At 41.5% G+C, this 19,249-nt stretch carries 10 protein-coding genes and 1 tRNA gene; 8 read left to right on the top strand and 3 right to left on the bottom strand.

The annotated features are described in order from the left end of the window. Positions 1-29: 29 nt before the first annotated feature. Entirely contained in the window at positions 30-2,201 is a 2,172-nt protein-coding gene (locus C4F40_RS20830) for an ATP-binding protein (protein ID WP_231390161.1), read from the bottom strand. Positions 2,202-2,732: 531 nt separating this feature from the next. On the opposite strand from C4F40_RS20830, the gene C4F40_RS20825 reads away from it, so the two are divergent. From C4F40_RS20825 to C4F40_RS20815, 3 genes are read left to right on the top strand one after another with little or no spacing between them, the layout of a single operon-like run. Continuing rightward, on the top strand, positions 2,733-5,945 hold the full coding sequence (locus tag C4F40_RS20825) for a SusC/RagA family TonB-linked outer membrane protein (protein ID WP_196941352.1): 3,213 nt from the start codon (positions 2,733-2,735) through the stop codon (positions 5,943-5,945). Between the two features lie 39 nt (positions 5,946-5,984). Beyond that, positions 5,985-7,931: a RagB/SusD family nutrient uptake outer membrane protein gene (locus C4F40_RS20820; protein ID WP_196941351.1), complete on the top strand. Its 1,947-nt coding sequence runs from the start codon at positions 5,985-5,987 to the stop codon at positions 7,929-7,931. 22 nt (positions 7,932-7,953) lie between these two features. After that, positions 7,954-10,107: a hypothetical protein gene (locus tag C4F40_RS20815; protein WP_196941350.1), complete on the top strand. Its 2,154-nt coding sequence runs from the start codon at positions 7,954-7,956 to the stop codon at positions 10,105-10,107. Between the two features lie 160 nt (positions 10,108-10,267). Here the strand turns inward: C4F40_RS20815 and C4F40_RS20810 are convergent, their stop codons facing one another. Both C4F40_RS20810 and C4F40_RS20805 read right to left on the bottom strand, forming a co-directional pair. Continuing rightward, positions 10,268-10,705, bottom strand: coding sequence for a hypothetical protein (locus C4F40_RS20810; protein WP_196941349.1), 438 nt, complete (start codon positions 10,703-10,705; stop codon positions 10,268-10,270). A gap of 132 nt (positions 10,706-10,837) precedes the next feature. Continuing rightward, positions 10,838-13,657 carry a hypothetical protein gene (locus tag C4F40_RS20805; protein WP_196941348.1) on the bottom strand — a complete coding sequence of 940 codons (2,820 nt, stop codon included), beginning with the start codon at positions 13,655-13,657 and terminating at the stop codon, positions 10,838-10,840. A 635-nt stretch (positions 13,658-14,292) separates the two neighbouring features. On the opposite strand from C4F40_RS20805, the gene mgtE reads away from it, so the two are divergent. From mgtE to C4F40_RS20780, 5 genes are all read left to right on the top strand, one after another. After that, complete coding sequence (mgtE, locus tag C4F40_RS20800) at positions 14,293-15,672, top strand: magnesium transporter (protein WP_196941347.1); 1,380 nt, start codon at positions 14,293-14,295, stop codon at positions 15,670-15,672. Positions 15,673-15,872: 200 nt separating this feature from the next. Next, a tRNA-Asn gene (locus C4F40_RS20795) sits at positions 15,873-15,946 on the top strand. A gap of 266 nt (positions 15,947-16,212) precedes the next feature. Then, positions 16,213-16,566, top strand: a complete 354-nt coding sequence (locus tag C4F40_RS20790; RefSeq protein WP_196937956.1) for an ISAon1 family transposase N-terminal region protein — start codon at positions 16,213-16,215, stop codon at positions 16,564-16,566. Next, positions 16,559-17,542 (top strand): ISAon1 family transposase, encoded by a 984-nt coding sequence (locus C4F40_RS20785; RefSeq protein WP_196937955.1) that lies wholly within the window; start codon positions 16,559-16,561, stop codon positions 17,540-17,542. The genes C4F40_RS20790 and C4F40_RS20785 overlap by 8 nt, the downstream gene beginning before the upstream one ends. Before the next feature lie 1,078 nt (positions 17,543-18,620). Continuing rightward, positions 18,621-19,211 (top strand): RNA polymerase sigma factor, encoded by a 591-nt coding sequence (locus C4F40_RS20780; protein ID WP_196941346.1) that lies wholly within the window; start codon positions 18,621-18,623, stop codon positions 19,209-19,211. Positions 19,212-19,249: the final 38 nt, after the last annotated feature.

Genomic DNA, 19,249 nt, shown 5'->3' with positions numbered 1-19,249 from the left:
ATCTTCGATTTCTTATCTTTTTATTACGACTAACGAGTGTGGTGTGGTGAATTCTTTAGTAGAGTAATAACGAATTCCTGTTCATCGATGGGTTTACTGAGGATTCCGTCAAATGCATGTTTGAATTTGGAAATGTTTTGCCCTTCCAGTAGCATTTTTTCTGAGGTTAGTGCGAAAACTTTAATATGCTGATATTTTTCAGTTCCCCTAATATTATTAAGAATATCCCATCCGTTTAATCCGGGCATTAGCATATCCGTAAGTATAATGTCAACATCATTATCTTTTAGGAAATCTAGCGCATCTTGTCCCTCATCGAAGGTATATACATGTTTTTTTTGACCGAAGAACTGCTGTATAAAAAGCAAGTTAATCCGACTATCATCAATTATGACGATGCGAAGATCATCTGGTAAATCAGCGATTGTGGGTGGTTCGGATATTTCTTCAGAAAGAAGTTGCTTCTCAATTGGTACCGATAACGTGAAAGTCGAACCCACTCCAAATTTGCTATTAAATGAAATACTACCATTTAATTGTTCGCATAAAAGTTTGGAAATATACAATCCTAGTCCGAATCCGCCAACTTTGTTTTTTGTCTCTGTAATATAATATTTGCGGAATATGTGAGCTTTATTTTCATCGGATATCCCTATTCCAGTGTCTCTTACTTCTATAAGTATGTTTTGTTTGTCTTTATGTTTTTCTATTCGGGCATAGAAACCAACAGAACCTTTCTTGGTGTACTTTATTGCATTTCCAATCAGATTGGAGGCGATCTGTTTTATTCGCAGTGCATTGCCATATATCTGTATTTTCGGATCAAAAGTGATATGATGTGTGAAGAGGAGTCCTTTTGCTTCGGCTTGATACGTGTGCAGTTTTATAACATCTGATAACAGCTGATGAGGGGCAAAATATTCGTTAATAACATGCAATGAGCCAGTTTCCAATTTGCTTAAGCCCAGGATATCGTTTACCGTACTGTTGATAAGCATAAGCTCATAATTAGCCGACAGGATGAGTTTTTGATCATCCGTATTAAGTCCTTTGCTTTTTTTGATGATATCGACAACACCTAATAACGCATTGATTGGGGTCCGTATCTCATGGCTTATCGTAGCAAGTACGCTAGTCTTCTCTTCGGCAATCTTATTTGCATACTCTTTTTCATTTCGTATTTTTCGTTCATAGGTGGTCGCGTTGTATTGATAGTAAATAATAAACAAGATCATTAAAAGCATAATGACCAAAGCCCCTGCTAACTGTAGCCCGAATTGCTGTGTATTTTTCCTATATTGAATAAAATCAAGTTCTTCTGCTTTTCCTCGTAGTTCCAGCTCATGCTGGTTTAGGCGATCTATTCCGGTTTTGAGATTGTTTAATAAATGATAGTTTGAAAAAATTAGTATTCTTTCTGTTTCTTGTAACTTTAAAAAGGCACGCTGCAGATTTTTTATGTTGCTATTTGATGTTCTCTCCTGTTGTGTTACTAAATTTTCTATATTTCGTTGTATCAGATCGATTTGATTGATATTAAAATTTTGGTTAGACCTGTTGGAAACTAATGTGTCGTTTTTAGAATTAAATATCCGACTAAACAGGCTTTTTTTCTTGTTAATGACGGTATCCTGAAAAGTCACAAGATGACTTGTATCCTTTAGAATTTTACTTATGACTTGATCTGTAGAGATAGTGCTTTTTTGCGGTTTATAATTACTAATAGGTTCAGCTAATATCGATAGGGAGTCTTTGGCAAATAAAATGAGATGATCCACATTTTTTTTAAGGTTGGCGTATTCCATAGCCAAGTTATCCTTCGTGGCAATCACTGTAGCACTGTTGTTGAATAGATTTTCTGCAATAGGAAGAGATGATAATGAATCGACATAATATTTAATTGTATCCAGTTTACCTTTATAAGCAGCATAATTCTCCGCTGTGAAATCTATGGTATATAGTCTAAAAAGATTGTCGGCCTCACTATAGGTGGAAAAAAGCTTATATAAACCATCCGAAGGAGTGTGCCCAACAGCGTAAGCCGCATTTAACCTTTTCTCTACAAGTCTGTATTGACCGTATTGATATACGAATATAACGCTGAGAAAGAGAAACGAAAATATGAGACTATAAATGAGTAAACTTCGAAGCCGCGAAGTTTTTTTAGAAGGAATCGACATATTTGGCTGGTTTTCTTTCAAAGATAGGTATTAAATTTCTTAATCGATATTTGTCAATTTTTATTGTTAAACAAAATTTTATAAAATAGCCTAGTCGGTGTCTCTCAAAATTCCAGTGTAAAACTAGTGTTCTCTGTAGATCTGCTTTTTCGAATGTTCTAATTTTGAGAAATCATAACCTAATTGCCAATTACGAAGAAGAGCGGATTTAACCATCCTGTGCCGTCCTGCAATCGTTGTCGGGAACGATTGCGTATTTTTTAACCGACCTTTTTGAAGCACAACAAGTAAATTATGCTATTATTGTATCATAGATGATACACAGTTGTATAGGAATATACGTGGGTCAGACCAATATGAATCTATTATAATTCATACATACAGAGAAATTAAATTTTGAAACCGAGAAGAATCTCCTTGTTTTGAAGGCTGATGTTCTTATTGAGTAATAATAAACCAGTATAAATCAATTTTTACAAAAAAATCATGAGGAGACTAGTGAACCTCGAGAATTACAAGCTAACTGACTAATAAATTTAAACTACTTACATTATGAAAAGACTGCTCCTTATTGCAATCTTGTTGTGGGTGTCTCTCGGCGTATTTGCGCAGGAAAGGCAAATTACCGGTACTGTGACGGAAAAAGGCACTGGGCTCACTTTACCCGGGGTAACCGTCCTGCTTCGCGGAACTACGGTAGCTGCCACAACGGATGAAAACGGAAAATTCTCCCTCCGGACAAAAGACACAGGCCCCATTCGGTTGGAATTTAAAATGATAGGCTTTGTCGCACAACTTGTTCCGGTGGAAGGAAGCGATCCCGTCACCATTGAACTGGTGGATGAGGCTTCGGGCTTAGACGAAGTGGTCATCATCGGGTACGGTTCGGCTACCGCTATCAAAGATTTGACGGGCTCAGTTTCATCGGTTTCGGGAAAGACCTTGGCACGCGTTCCCGTGTCTTCGGCAGCGGAAGCTTTGCAAGGCAAAGCAGCTGGTGTACAGGTCACCATGGCCGATGGTGCCCCCGGTGCAGAGATTAACATCCGGATTCGCGGCGGTACTTCGGTAACCCAAAGTAACGCCCCTCTTTTTATTGTGGATGGTTTTCCGGTGGATAACATCAACGATATCCCTCCCACCGATATTTTGAGTATTGACATCCTGAAAGACGCCTCGTTGACAGCTATTTATGGAGCCCGTGGTGGAAATGGTGTGGTCGTTGTGACCACCAAGCGTGCACAAGCTGGTAAATTAAGTCTCAATTTCAACCACAATACACAGGTAAGAAGCCTTGCCCGGAAAATAGAGGTCATGTCGCCTTACGAATTCGTGAAGATTCAATATGAATCGGTGGTCGGCAACAACACCAACCGCCAGAAATTTCGGGGAAACTTTGGTAACCCGGCTGATTTTAGTCTGTACAAACGATTTGAAGGAAATGATTGGCAGGATGAAATTTTAGGTGGTAATCCGATTAGCCAGATGTACAACCTGACGCTGAGCGGCGGAACACAGACGTTTAAATTCAATACTAGTGTGACGCACCACGATGAAGAGGGTGTGCTTATTGGAACCGGCGTTATTCGAACCAACGTCAATACCAAAGTGAGCACCGACCTTTCTAAAAAATTGAAATTGCTGATTAATCCACGCTTTACCTACCGCCAAGACCGAGGTCCAGGTGCGGATAAAGTGGGAAGCGGCGGTCTTATCAATGTACTGCGCTACCGGCCGACGAATGGTCTTCGCGAATTCTCCTTTGTACCAGCAGAAGACATTGATCCAGAAGATGAGCGCTTCTTTGAATATACCAACCCTAGGGGAGACATCGATCAAAACTACCGGAGAGAAAATCGGTATGAGTTTACTAACCAAGCTTCCGTTGAGTGGAGCATTCTGCCCGAGCTGACATTCCGTACGTTAGGTTCACAGTTTATGGGATTTCGGTTTACAGACCTATTTTCTGGAGATTTAACCCCTTTGGCCAGAAGCAACAATGGCCTGCCCGTCGTGCAATTGGGAACGATTCGGCAGAACCGGTACGGCTGGACCAATACCTTAGAATACAGGGGGTCAGCAAACAAGCACAACTATACCGTTCTCGCAGGCCAGGAACTTCAGACTGCAATGGAATACTCGACCGGAAATAGCTCTCGTTATTTCCCAAAAGCCGTCGAAGCCGAACGCGCGATCCGAAACCTAGCCTTAGGAACACCCTGGACAGCGGCGTCGTTTATGTCCTCACCGGAGCGACTATCGTCGTATTTCGGGCAGGCAAACTACAACTATGACCGTAAATACTTGCTATCGCTTACTTACCGCGCCGATGGTTCGACCAAGTTTGCACCTGGAAACCAGTGGGGGCACTTCCCTGCCGTTTCGGGAGGGTGGGTCATCTCGAATGAAAAATTTATGGCGGACCAAGATGTGTTTTCGCAACTTAAACTACGTGCGGCGATCGGTAAATCTGGCAACAACCGGATTACGGACGATATGTGGCGGTACCAGTATTCCATTTATCCGACGGGCGGACCGGGCTGGGGCGAAAGCAACGAAACGGGATACGAATATTACGGGAATACGGGCGGTGGTACACTGCCGAATCCAAATATTAAATGGGAAACTACGCTTACGCGTAACGTAGCCTTCGACATCGAAACCTGGCAAGGGCGTCTTACTATTACACCAGAAGCGTATTGGAACACCACAACCGATTTGCTGTACCTCAGCAATATCCCTACCACAACGGGCTACACGCAACAGATGCAAAACATTGGGCAGGTTACCAACCGCGGGTTCGACATCGCGATCAATGCACAGCTTATCAAGCGGGACCACGCCTATTTCAATACTACATTCACCTTTGGGTCGACCAAAACGCGGGTAGACAAACTAAACGGTGCGGAAGACGTACTTTGGATGACGTCTGATCGTTGGAAATCCTCCGATTTTGACTATATGTTGCAGGTGGGCGATCAGCTGGGTCTAATATATGGCTACCAGTACGACGGCATTTATAAATTTGATGAATTCGATTTACAAGGTCTCAACTGGGTGGCTAAGCCCGGAACCGTAAATAACGACGCGCTTTTCGGTACCCAACCGGGAAGACCAAAATTCAAAAACCATGTGGATGTAGAGGGTGAAGAAAACGTGGTCAACGACCGGGACAAAGTGGTAATCGGAAATACCAACCCTAAATTCAGCGGCGGGTTAAACCTCGTCGGCGGTTGGCGTAATTTCGATCTGTCTGCCAACTTCTTTTTTATGTATGGCTTCGATGTAAACAACGCGACACGCTACACGCTGTCCTCATTCGAGAGCAACGCCAATAACTACTTCAATATCCTGCCGGAATTCAACGAAAATGCACGCTGGCGGTATGCCGACGATGTATACGGCGACCGGATGGTCAGCAATGCGCTGTATACTACGCAATACCAAGAAGTCAACGCCGATGCGACGATATTCAACCCGGTTGATATCGGTAAGAAGGTCACGCACTCGTACTTTATTGAGGACGGTTCCTTCCTGCGTTTACAAGACGTTACGTTAGGCTATACGTTACCAAGAAGTACACTAGACCGTCTTAAATTGGGTAACGTACGGGTATTTGTGAGTGGTTATAACTTATTTTTATGGACCAATTATAAGGGATATGATCCGGAAGTCGATGTACAAACCGGGCTTACCCCCGGCGTAGACTATAATCGCTATCCCCGGAGCCGAAATTTTTTGGCCGGTTTAAATATTACGTTCTAATCTAAGTATCCACCTATTGCAGTATAAACTATGTATACCATGAGGAAATATATTCTAATTCTCAGCACCCTATTTCTATTCCTTGCTTCGTGCAAGAAAAATTTCCTGGACGTGAATTCGGATTCCAAATACGAAACGGATTATGTATTCAGCAACAAAGAGGAAATCAACAGGGTATTAACCGCCGTATATGCTTCTTTAATGAGTAATGACTCCTACGGCAATGCCTACTTCAGTACCTTCGCTTTAAACAGTGATGTGGAGTTTACGCCTTTCGCCGGTGAGTTACCAAATGTAAACGGCGAAGATTTCAGGGCTTTTGACGGTGCCCAACACGCGCCTTCCGTACAACGCTTTTGGAATAAGCAGTACGAAGGCATCGAACGGGCCAATATTTTTATTTCCGGCATAGAGAATAGCCCGGTTTTCAGCACGAGCGACAAGGACCTTACGCAGATGCTCGGCGAAGCCAAGGTGTTGCGCGCGATGTTTTACCACGATTTGGTCGTGATGTTTGGCGATGTCCCTTTTAATACCGAGCCCGCCATGAACCTTAAATCGAATTTTGTGATCCCGGTTACAGACCGCAATGAAATTCTCAGCTTTCTCATCAACGATCTAAAAGGGGCAGCAGCGGGAATGAAATACGCCTCCAAGATCGAAGATGGCGACGCCTATATAGATGAAGGTGTAGAACGTGCCTCAAAAGCCTTTTGTTATAGCATGATCGCACGGATGGCCTTAACCCGTGGCGGTTATGCGCTCTATTCCGAGGGTACCCGCGGCACCATGAAGCGTATGCCGGATTACAAAGATTACTATCTAACAGCGATGCAATATGCCGATTCTGTGATTTCATCCGGGACGCATAAGTTAGGCAAAGCCTACCGGGATGTATTTATCGATCAGACCAACAACGTGGTAAACAATAACGACGACCCTATTTTTGAGATCCCTTTTTTACGGAATAATAGTAGCAATTTGGGTAATATTACCGGTCCACGGGTTGAAGGCGTCGAAAACGTGACGAACCATATGTGGGGCGTTATCAATGGCGGCATGCGCTTAAATGCCTTCTATGCGTACTCCTTTGACCGTGCAGACGTGCGTAAAGATTATACCGTTGGTACGTGGGGATATGACGCAGCAGGCGTTCCTCAAGTACTCGTGGACTATAGCCTATATAATAACAAATGGGCCAAACTATGGGCCGATCCCTCAAGAGCTTTAGGCAGCCAAAGTCAAGGCGGTACCGGCATCAATCTACCCTATATGCGCTACGCTGACATCTTGTTGATGTATGCCGAAGCCGTCAATGAGGTCGAAGACGGACTAAGTGGGCCGCACGGTGCGAAAGCCCTAGATGCTTTCAAGCAGGTACGCAGACGCGCTTTTGTAGAAGCAGACCATGCCACCAAAGTAGAAAGCTATACCAACGCCGCTGCCGCCTCGAAGGAATCATTCTTTAACGCTATTGTCCAGGAGCGCAAATGGGAATTTGGCGGCGAAAATATGCGATGGAAAGACCTTGTTCGCTGGAACCTCTATTCCAAAGTCGTGTACGATAGCTTTAAAGAGTACCTGATCGTAGCTTCTATGGTGGGCGGCGACTTTATGGACGGTTCTGAAGCCTATCAGTCGCTCCCGTTTAACAAGTTCTTTAGGCGTGTAGCAAACCCTGGAAATAAAGAGATCTATCCAAATACAACCTTGCCAATTATTGAATTTTATAACCCATGGGAAGGCGTGTTGCATCCGGGTACCGGTTGGGAGATGACCACATTATACAGCTGGTATAATGAAGACACGTCTATGCCGAGAGCGCAGATTCTGTATTCCTTCCGTGGCTTTATCAAAGGCGGTCCTACGGGAAATTGGGAATCGATGGACCGTAACGGTTTGCCACCGGTGCGATATATCTTGCCGTTCCCTAACCAAGCCATTCAGTTGAGCAATGGCGCGTACAAAAATCAATATGGTTATTAGTTTGATAAAAAAAGAAGATACAATGAAAACTAAGATTTTAACATGGAACATGGTGTTGGCAAGTCTGCTGACCATGTTCCTCCAGAGCTGTCAAAAAAATCTGCTTACCCTAACTGATGAAGATCAGAATAGGTCCTTTATGGCTGTATTCCGTCATCAGGGCAATACCGGTAAATCGAGCGACCCTCTGGCCAGCCAGGTGGTGAATACAAACGACATGTACCTCGTATGGAACGGTATTCATGGTGCTGCGGGCTATCGTTTGAAGATGAAAGTGCAATCCGGTTCGTGGGACATCCCTGGCGACATTCTATGGGATACTATTGTGGGGCCGGACGTACTCAAATTGACCAAAATAGATTTACAATATTCGACCAAGCATAATTTTGCGATCCAAACCCTTTCGCCGATGGGCGAGGCCTATCACTCGAAGTGGTATGGACTAGGTGATGGAGCACACAACGACGATCGTGCAGAATGGGAAATGGGCGAGCGGATAGGAATCCCTGATGTGGTGTCAGTCGCTAATGTTACTGAAACCAGTATGCGGGTTTGGTTTGACCTCACCGTCCCCCCTCCTAATCCTACTACGCCATTGAATCCCAGCTTTCAATATGAGGATGGAAAATTCCTAATCGATGAAATCCTCGTACAACCTGCCTCGGTAAATAGAGACCTAGAAACGAAGTCTATTAAATTGACAGATGCAGACAGAGCCAATGGGTACGTAGATGTAACAGGCCTGACTTCCAACTCCCTGTATGTAGTTAACGGGCTTAACGGTAAGGTTGGGCGTTATTGGGATAGGTTATATAATACCAGTATGGTGCGTATGCGAGGTCAGGTCGGCGAACCGATCCTTATTCCACACATCTTAGATAGTGAAAATGTCTGGGCACAACAAAACAATGTATCCCGTTTAGATACGATATTGAATAATTTTCTACTTGATAATACACTCGCTGAGGGGACGATATTTATGCTCGAAGCCGGCAAAAAATATTATATGGGCAGCAACGTGGTGCTGGCGAAAGGCCTAACCTTACGATCAAACCTTCCGGGTACGAAACCAATTGTCTATATGGGGCTTGGCTACAATGAAACCAATACGGGGTCCAATGCGTTGAACTTCCAACTCGGTCGACCGGCACAAGCTGGTGAAATCGGCAGTATCACGGTGGGCGATGTGATCTTTGATGATATTAGTTTCGAATTACCGCTTGCCGTAAACTTTTTCAACCAATCGCTCTATCCAGGTAAGTCCATTAACGGAAACTATTTTATCAACCAACACTCGGCATCCATGCCATTCACCTGTTCCAGATTAGAGACCCGAAATTGTAATTTTCAGGGTATGGTGCGGTCTTGGTTTAGGACACAGGGTTCTAATCGACAGGTCATCGAAAATATTATTATTGACAATTGTTTGTTCCATGACGCCGGCATGTACGATACCAATGGACGTGGTTATCCCCTAATTACAGGCGCCGCCGTTTCGGTAGCAACAAATATTTTCAACAATGTGGTCATTAAAAATAACTCCTTTATTGGCATCAGCTGGGATCAACTGGTACGCGAGAATGCAAATTTAGCGTGGGCTTCAAGTGTGGTTTGGAATGTGACGATCGAGAACAATACGTTTCTAAACGCATTTTCAGTTTCCAACGGACGCTTCTTGATCCAACATCAAAACCCACCGGCCAACAGTACATATACGGTCAAGAAAAACCTTTTTATTTCCGTTAAAGCTACCGGAGATAATAGGGATTTTTACCAAAGCGGTATGGATTTCCGGACGTATCGTCCAGGTTTAAGCTTCGATATTGCCGACAACTACGCGACGTCCGCCAAATCTGCAAACAACGCGGTTACCTACTATTCTTCTGCAGAGATTTTCAACAACCAACCGTTTAGCCATGCCAGCAGAGGCGCTGGATTTAACAATGGAGTACTTAATGCAGGTGGATTGGAAGCGACAAAAGTCACTACCGGCCCAACCCCGATTGCGCCGGAGAACCTAATGGTCGATCCGTATCCGAAGGGCAAAAAAGTGGGTGCAAACTGGGATACGAATGCGCATCTCTATAACTTGAATGGCCTGCGTTATAAAAACACACCGGAGGTACTTAACCACCCCATCTACACTGAAGGTATCGGCGATCCCCGTTGGAGGTAACGTTATTACACCTGTCGCAACTAACCTGAAGTTACCCACTAAAATCGTGGGCAACTTCAGGTTTTTGTTTGAAAAATTTTCGTTAATTCCTCGGTTGATAACTTTTTTAAACTAAGTTCCGCATCGGAAATATAGGAACCTAGGAAGATTTTCGATGTCTTTAATTCTTTCTAACAGATTCTTCGAGATTTGGTGACCTTTCTTTTATTATACAATTTATACGATCCACCCAATTTTTAAGTATAGCTGCTAACTCATATTTTTCCTCTCTAGCCAATTGAAGCATGATTAGATTCAGCGTCACGTACATTTGATGGTACTCAGGGAATTGTCCGTACAGGTCTCGGAAATCATTTACGATTTCAAGAAGATGACAATAGATGTCATATTTTATAAAGTTCTCCTGGTGGGATATCTCCGCGTCAATCCATTCGTATTCGCATCTAAAACCTGTTTGAATATGCTTGTCACAGGCTTTATCATAGTTTAACCGAGATTCAATGAGTTCATGACGGATGAGGTCTTTTGCATTTATCAATTCTTCATAAACGGCGGATAATCTTTCTTGTATCTCGGCCTCAGTAGATATAATTGCCATATTATAACTTGTTTTGTTGAGGGATTTACTATTTGCTGTAATTGTTATAACGCCTTCAAATATTTTTTGTTTTAATTTTTTTTAAATAACATATTGATAGTAAGAATATTACCCTACAGTGTGTCGTGTCCGCTAATAGCTATATCCCAAACTAAATGTGGGTACTATTCGGTTTTTCGCCGTTTTATCATTAATATAAGTTAATCGAGAGCCAAATGTAAATAGGGGCAAAGGATATTTAAAGGCATTGAAATCGAATGAAAGGCCCGCTCCAGCGGTCTTGGGCGACAAATTCGCTTCTGCAAGGTTTTGATAGTCGGCGGAAATAACCCCTCTAATTCTTTTTAAATAAGCCATATTGCCGATAGACCAATCGGGATAGGCAATCGGCAAGCGGTAGTCAAATAACAATGTGTTTTTCACTGCTGGAGACAAGAAATTTGCGAATCCATTGACGAGAGGGATATCATTCGAATATAAATACCTTCCTGAGGATTCTTGCATAGAATAACGTACCTGTAGGCTGTGATTTAATAGGACTCCCGGAAAGTAGAAGCTCGTGCGTAGGGACCAAATGTCGCCACTTAATTCGTTTTCGAACGGTAGATGACGATAGGTAAAACTAAGGTTTTGTCCCCAACGGGGTGCGATGTCCATGGCGGCTCTCAAGCTATTTTTATTGAAATAGGCCTGATAATTTAATGGAAAACTAATGACGTCATTGAAATTCCTCAGCGTAGTTAAGCTAAGATCGTATCTTTTTTGATAAGAAGTTCCCATGTTGACACCGTAGCTGTATACTTTATTTCCCCTATATACGCTAAAGGGGAGTTGGATATCTGCTGCAAAATAATGTTCACGATAATCAAAATTGATGATTGAATCTCTGTTGCCGTTACGAGTGGCCTGACCCAATTGTCCTCTATTCCTATAAGAAAGAGATACTTTGGGGAAATATCGTTGATAACTTAGTTCCGCGGAATAGGTGCTTTTTTCGATTTCCGCGTCGTATTCATAGCCAATTTTTGTTGCGGTGGTATTTAGTATATCGTTCGAAATCCAAAATATTCCAGGTTTCAAATTGTCAAAGCTTTCGAAATCACTGCCGCTTAATGTAATACTATGAAAGTTAAAGCTGTGTTTTGTGACATTATAATCCTGAATGGGGTAATCATTTGCAGGGGGGGGGAGTAACTCTTGTGCGGCATCGTTTTGCCGGGGATACAAGGTCTGTGCTGTCGATGGAATGATCCTCTTTTCAGTATCTTCTGCTAGCAACTGTTTTCTTACTTTATAACCATTGGTGGTATACGTGTTGTAATATAAAGTATCATTAGCTGCAAAGGGATTAAACGCCCCAAATTGACTATCTGTCAATGACGAAACACTGTCGTTTTCCAATGCATAAATACCATCCTTATCCTTAAAATTGGCTTTAAAAATAATTCGTTCTCCAGCATAAACAGGTCTTTCCAATTGAAAATTAGACCAGTCGAGCAGGTATTTTATCTCTTTATTATTTCTATTTATCTCAATCAGGTTTGTACCTTTCTCATTCACTGCTATTGCAACGAGTTTATCGCTAGCTGTGTTAAATTGCGGCTGCTGAACGTGGGTGCCCGCTGGCACGGGAATCGAGTCAAGTTTGTTACCGGTCTTTGTATCCAAAAAAACGACTTGAGCACGGTTTGCTAAACTTATCTCTACAACGGCTATTTCGCTCAAGTCTGTTGAAAGTACGGGAGAATAATAGCGTGTGTTTTGGGTAAGATGATGTATTTTTCCGGTGTTGACATCATATACATTAATGATATTATATGTCTGCTTTTCGAATCTGGGATCTTTTCGGTATTCATCCCATACCATCAGATGACCTTGAGCATCGAAATAAGGCGTTAATTGTTGACCAATCTGTACAACTTTTTTATAGAGCCGCTTCGTGTTATTATTTTCGAAACGGACGATTCTAGGCGTGAATTGTCGGCTATGCTGAAGTGCGTATACGGTGTTGTTTACCGTTTGGGGAAGAAAGTAATCTGTAGGAAATCGATCGGCTATTTCAATTGAATCCGACGCATTTATATCGGGTACCTTATTCCATTTTTCGGTGAGATCTTGTACGGTGGATTTAAAAAGTTGATTACTCTTTTGTGACGAGTACTTTTTTAAGCTACGCTCAAAGTTGAAAGGACGAAGTAACTTCCCATTCATTTCTTCCAAAATTTTGCCATGGATTTCGGGGTCTTTTTCATATAGAAAACTGTTCATGAAATACCCAATTGTATAGTAACTCGGAACAAGATCTTTAAAGGAACCGTGTACATATTTGTTAAAATCAAATGATAGATCAGATTGGATATTCGCGCGGATCGGCATGTTCCAAGATGCCAATCTTCCTCTTCCACCACTTGAAAAAAGTGTCTCTTGAAGCACAGCATCTCCTTCAAAAAACCAAGCGGGGAGATTAAGCCCAAAGAGCGCAAGTGCCAATTGTTCAAAAAGTGGTCTCTTTAGATTTCCTGTCAAATTGTCAAATTGTGCGAAATGCCTGCTCTCATGAAGGGCTAAATTTGGGAGCCATTCCTGGTTGTCTGCAACAGAAGAGGGGGTGCTGTAGAATTCCGATTTACGAGGAGCTAATTGAACAAAACCATTCTGTGCGATATGATTTTGCTGTAATATAATGCTTATTTTTTTTGAAGGTCGATTCAGTTTAGAGGCGGTCTGTTCAATAAATAATTCGAGTCTATTCGCCAGAATAGGAGCGGCTGAAGAGAATTCTTCTGGGAAAATAAGCTGGAATTTATCGGTATTTATCTGTCTCCATTTAATACGAAAATGAGACTGCGCACCATCAAATAACTGAGAAAATGCTGTTGATGAATTTATTGTTAATATTAATAGTATTAATATTCTGATATATACGCATTTAATTTTATATTTAGGGTTCATTTTGTTGTTTGCTAAAAATATTAGTTAAAATATGTTTTATTATATACTTATTTAATTTAGTTAATGAAGTTTATTGTCTGATTATATGTTTTTTATGTGTATCCAATAATAATGGGATATGTCGATTTTTAACGTGCTAATTTTACTTAATCCAAACCTAATATTTTTGATAAACTGTATAGTAGTTCGCCAAAACGAATGTACAATTTTTTATTAATATTTTATTTTATGTCTGTTCTTTATACTATATTCTAAAATTCACAATGCAACATCTTCGAGAGATTAATGGACTTTTTTTTAACACACGGTAAATCTTAAAAATGTGCTGAGGGGATCAATTGAAAAATGGAAAGAGGCGCACGTCGCTTTTTTTGAGTGAGAATATTAAATTTAGGTTTTCGGATAATTTTTTAGATGTTTATAGAGCAGAAATAGCAATTAAAATACTGGATATTTATAGTGACAAAATGTCGTTGATTTGATTTTTAGAGAGCAGAAGTAAATGTGTTTTTTTAAAAAATACTATTTGCGGCTTAGATAAAAAACATTATTTTTTTTCATTAAAATAAACGACTTTTGCAGCATAAAAAATAATTAGCAGACCGATGTAAGATCATATTTTTAGGAGGGCGTATATGGAAGAACTGGAAATGCAAGTCGCGCAAGTTGAACAATTGATTGACTCGAACAATCAGGTTGGACTGGAGAATTTTCTTAATGAGTTGAATATATCTGATGTCGAGGAACTGATTGATGAACTTCCGGAGCATGGCGCTTTATTTCTCGAAACGCTTCATCTAAAAAGGGCTGTCAATGTTTTTAGAATTCTGGACTTTCCGACGCAGGAGCGGATATTTAAAAAGCTTTCCGCCTCGAAGGTTAGAGAGATAATTAATGAAATGCCGCCGGATGACCGGACTTCGTTTTTTGGAGAGCTAAAAGGCGATGTGGTAAAGCGCTTGATTATTATGCTTTCCCCAGAAGAACGTAAAGAGGCGCTCTCCCTCTTGGGGTATCCCGAAGACAGTGTCGGTCGTTTGATGACGCCTGATTATATCACTGTTAAAGCGCACTGGACCATTTCCCGAATATTGGATCACATCCGTAGATATGGTAATGCCTCGGAAACGATCGACGTGCTGTACGTTATCGATTCGGAGGGTAAACTAATGGATGATATCCGAATAAAAGATATTCTGTTGGCAGAGCTGAATACGATGGTGGGCGATTTGATTGATAATCGTTTGATTTCTTTGAATGCGAATGATCCCCAAGAAGAGGCTGTCAATGTGTTCCGTATGAATAACCGGGTTGCACTCCCGGTTATTGATGAGCAGGGGATCATGCTGGGAATTGTGACTATTGATGATATCCTTTGGGTAGCCAACGAAGAGTACACGGAGGATATGCAACGTTTTGGGGGTACGGAGGCGTTAGACGAACCGTATCTGGATGTATCTGTTCTTCACCTCGTAAAAAAACGTGCGGGTTGGCTTGTTGTTCTTTTTCTAGGGCAATTATTGACAGCAACAGTTATTGAGCATTTTGAGACGCAATTGATGAGCGCTGTTATGCTTTTCGCTTTAATGCCATTGATTATATCGAGTGGGGGCAATAGTGGATCACAGGCTTCGACATTGATTATTCAAGCTATGGCATTGGGAGAAGTGTCGCTCTCAGATTGGTGGCGTGTTATGAAAAGGGAAATTTTATCAGGTTTAGCGCTTGGGCTTATTTTGGGAATACTGGGTTTTATTAGAATAGCCACCTGGCAATTTTTTACGGACCACTATGGTGAACATTGGGTTTTAATTGCTTTGGTTGTAAGTTTTTCATTAGTGTGCGTGGTGTTATGGGGATCTTTAACAGGCTCCATGCTTCCCTTCATCTTACGGAAGATGGGAGCCGATCCGGCTAGTTCATCCGCTCCTTTTGTTTCGACCCTTGTCGACGTGACAGGACTACTCATTTATTTTACTTTTGCTACCTTACTTTTATCGGGCGTTTTGCTTTAGAAATTATTCTTGTTGGCAATGAATGACTTGTATAAAAAATAAAAAAAATATTTGGACAACTCCTTTAAACTTCCGATAATTGCATCACCGAAACGGAAATGGTGTTTCGAAAACAAATAACCAGATTCCTGAATAGCTCAGCTGGTTAGCTTCCCGAATGTTGGGATTAATCAGGGGGTCAGGAAAGAGAAGAAAAATATTCCTCAGTAGCTCAGCTGGTTAGAGCATCTGACTGTTAATCAGAGGGTCGCTGGTTCGAGCCCAGCCTGAGGAGCGCAGCCACGGACATGTTCCGTGGCTTTTTGATTATGACCTACTATCTTTATATACTGTATTCGGTTACATCTGACAGGTACTAGATGTTTCGAGATTAATCAGAAACCAACGACATGTACAGGTAAACGGCTTTTTTTTCGGCAGTATTCCATAAAGTGTTTCTGAAAGTGTTCCAATATGGCGATCAAAATAATTAAGGATCAAGCTGAATCTTTGGGGAGAGATAAATAAATTCTTAGTTTAGCAGTCTTAAAACATATTACCTTGCAAGACGCTGAACGTAGACTATTGGCCTTATTAATGCCCGAAGGGCTGTTAGATTATTTCGATATCATGGAAGTTGTCCAGAAGGACAAAGAACTTCACATCCATTTGGATGAAAAAAATATTGCTCCTTCAGGATATGAAAACACTAAACTAGCATCCAAGGGCTTTATGCCTGTTTCAGAGATTAAAGACTTTCCGATTCGGGGTCAGAAAGTTACTCTTCACATTAAACGCAGGCGTTGGACGGTGTCAGATACCCGGAAAATCATTACCCGGGATTGGAACCTGGTTCGTGAAGGTGCTCGAATGACTACGGAATTCGGGCTTTTTTTAAAGGGAATATTTGGATAACTATCCGATCAGTGCCCATCTTCTTGGGCTTCTGTTTCAGCTGGATGGCAAACAACTTCAAGATCAGTATAAGAATCACTTGAGCGACTTTCATGATTGGGACCAAAAACCTCATGCGGAGTACTGGACTGTATTTCCTGGCAATATATCCCCACAGCTCAGTATTGATGAAACCAGTTTTAGCAATGGCGAACTTTATACTATCGTCACCAGCAAAGCCTCCAAAGGCAAAAAGGGGACTATTCTAGCCACCATTAGAGGAACAAAGGCAGAAGATATTATCACCGTATTAGAGCGTATTCCACTCAGGCTAAGAAACAAAGTTAAAGAAGTAACGATGGATATGGCTCCCAATATGGCAAAAGCTATCCGTAGGTGTTTTCGGAATGCTCGAAGGGTTATCGATCGGTTTCATGTACAAAAACTTGCTTATGATGCTGTTCAGGAACTTCGTATCAGATACCGCTGGCAGGTGTTAGATGAGGAAAGTAAAAAGATTGCCCAGGCACGTAAATGCGGTATTCCTTATGACCCTGGAGTGCTATCCAACGGTGATACCCTTAAACAATTGTTGGCAAGGTCTAGATATCTGTTATTCAAGCATCCCACAAGATGGACCGAGAGTCAAAAGCACCGGGCAGAACTCTTATTTCTACGATTCCCTCTTCTCAAAAAAGCACATGATCTGGGAATAGCATTGGGAGATATCTTCCAGAAATGCAAAGACAAGAAAGTCGCTTTTACCAAACTTGGTCTATGGCATAATCAGGTAGAAGCTTCAGGAATAGCATCTTTTGAAAGCGTGGCCAGATCTATCGCTGCCCATCATCCCTATATCCTACATTACTTCGATAACAAAAGTACAAACGCTTCTGCAGAATCCTTTAATGCTAAACTAAAAGCATTCAGAAGTATCTTCCGTGGGGTTAGAGATACCCAATTCTTTCTTTATAGGGTAATGAAATTATATGCTTAAAAAGGATTACCCCCCAAACTTTCGGTATGATCCATAATTAAATCACAATTACAGACCTCATAGGATGGAGCCTTTGGGGACATATCCTTCGTCTATTTAGGCGTACACTTCATGACATGTGACGTACGTCTGGTAGATTCAGAAATACACTTCCTGCTTTTGGACGTACGTCGTTTCGTTTAAGGTGTACGTCATTTCGTACGAAGTGTATGCTTCATGGCATGTGACGTACGTCTGGTAGATTCAGAAATACACTTCCTGCTTTTGGACGTACGTCGTTTCGTTTAAGGTGTACGTCATTTCGTACGAAGTGTATGCTTCATGGCATGTGACGTACATCTGGTAGATTCAGAAATATACTTCCTGCTTTTGGACGTACGTCGTTTCGTTTAAGGTGTACGTCATTTCGTACGAAGTGTATACTTCATGGCATATGACGTACATCTGGTAGATTCAGAAATACACTTCCTGCTTTTGGACGTACGTCGTTTCGTTTAAGGTGTACGTCATTTCGCACGAAGTGTATGCTTCATGGCATATGACGTACATCTGGTAGATTCAGAAATACACTTCCTGCTTTTGGACGTACGTCGTTTCGTTTAAGGTGTACGTCATTTCGCACGAAGTGTATGCTTCGTGGCATATGACGTACATCTGGTAGATTCAGAAATACACTTCCTGCTTTTGGACGCACGTCGCTTCGCTTAAGGTGTACGTCATTTCGTGCGAAGTGTATGCTTCATTGATACACACTGTTATGCCATCTCTTTGGATGCGAATGGCAACGGGAGTGGGGTGAAGTGAACCGTACCACAGACTCCCCGTGGAGCAATATCTCGTAGCATATCCTTTCTTAAGAGAGTATACAGTTTTAAACTTGCAAAAAAACGACGGTGTTTATTCAACAGTTAGGGTTTTAGCTGTTTATAATCTGAGCATGCAGGTTAAGGAATTTATAGCGAATTCATGCAATGATGGAGTTATTTGCGGATATATAAAATCCTTGCAATTCAAATTCACGATTTTTATGTAAGTTTGTTTCACACAGATCAATTGTGACTTATGATAAGGTAGATTTATGGGGTCCAGAATCAAAAATATGCATCATATCCGGATTTTCGATACAAAAGAGGAATCATCTTTTTCTAGTATCTATGATGCGTATTGGGAACGCCTATTTCGGTATGTCATCCGTATTTTGCCAGATGAAAATGACGTCGCTGATATCGTCCAAGAAACGTTTATAGCTTTCTGGGAGATGCGAGGTAAATTGGAAAATATTAAATCCATAAAATCTTATTTGTTTGTGATTGCTAGAAATTTAGCTTTTAAGCGGTTTCGCGAGCAAGTGAAACATGGCGATATCGAACGTCGCCTCATTGATCATTATTGGGAAGCCGATGAAAGCATGTTGGCGGAAATAGACACGCGGGAATTATCAGATATCATTGATGCCGAGGTTAATAAACTTCCTGAGCGAATGCGTGAGGTATTTGTGCTAAGCCGTAAAGAACACCTGTCTTATAAAGAAATCGCCGAACGGCTGAAGATTTCGGACCAGACGGTAAAAAAACAAATCAATAAATCCTTGAAACATCTACGCCTCAGACTCGACGAGGATTACATTTCATACCTCATCTTAATACTAGCTATTAACTATTTTAATTAATTTTTTCTTCTGATTATCAGTTGTTTACTGAATATTTT

Origin of the sequence: Sphingobacterium pedocola, from assembly GCF_015209965.1 — a bacterium.
GTDB lineage: Bacteria > Bacteroidota > Bacteroidia > Sphingobacteriales > Sphingobacteriaceae > Sphingobacterium > Sphingobacterium pedocola.
This window is presented reverse-complemented; position numbering and strand designations above follow the sequence as displayed.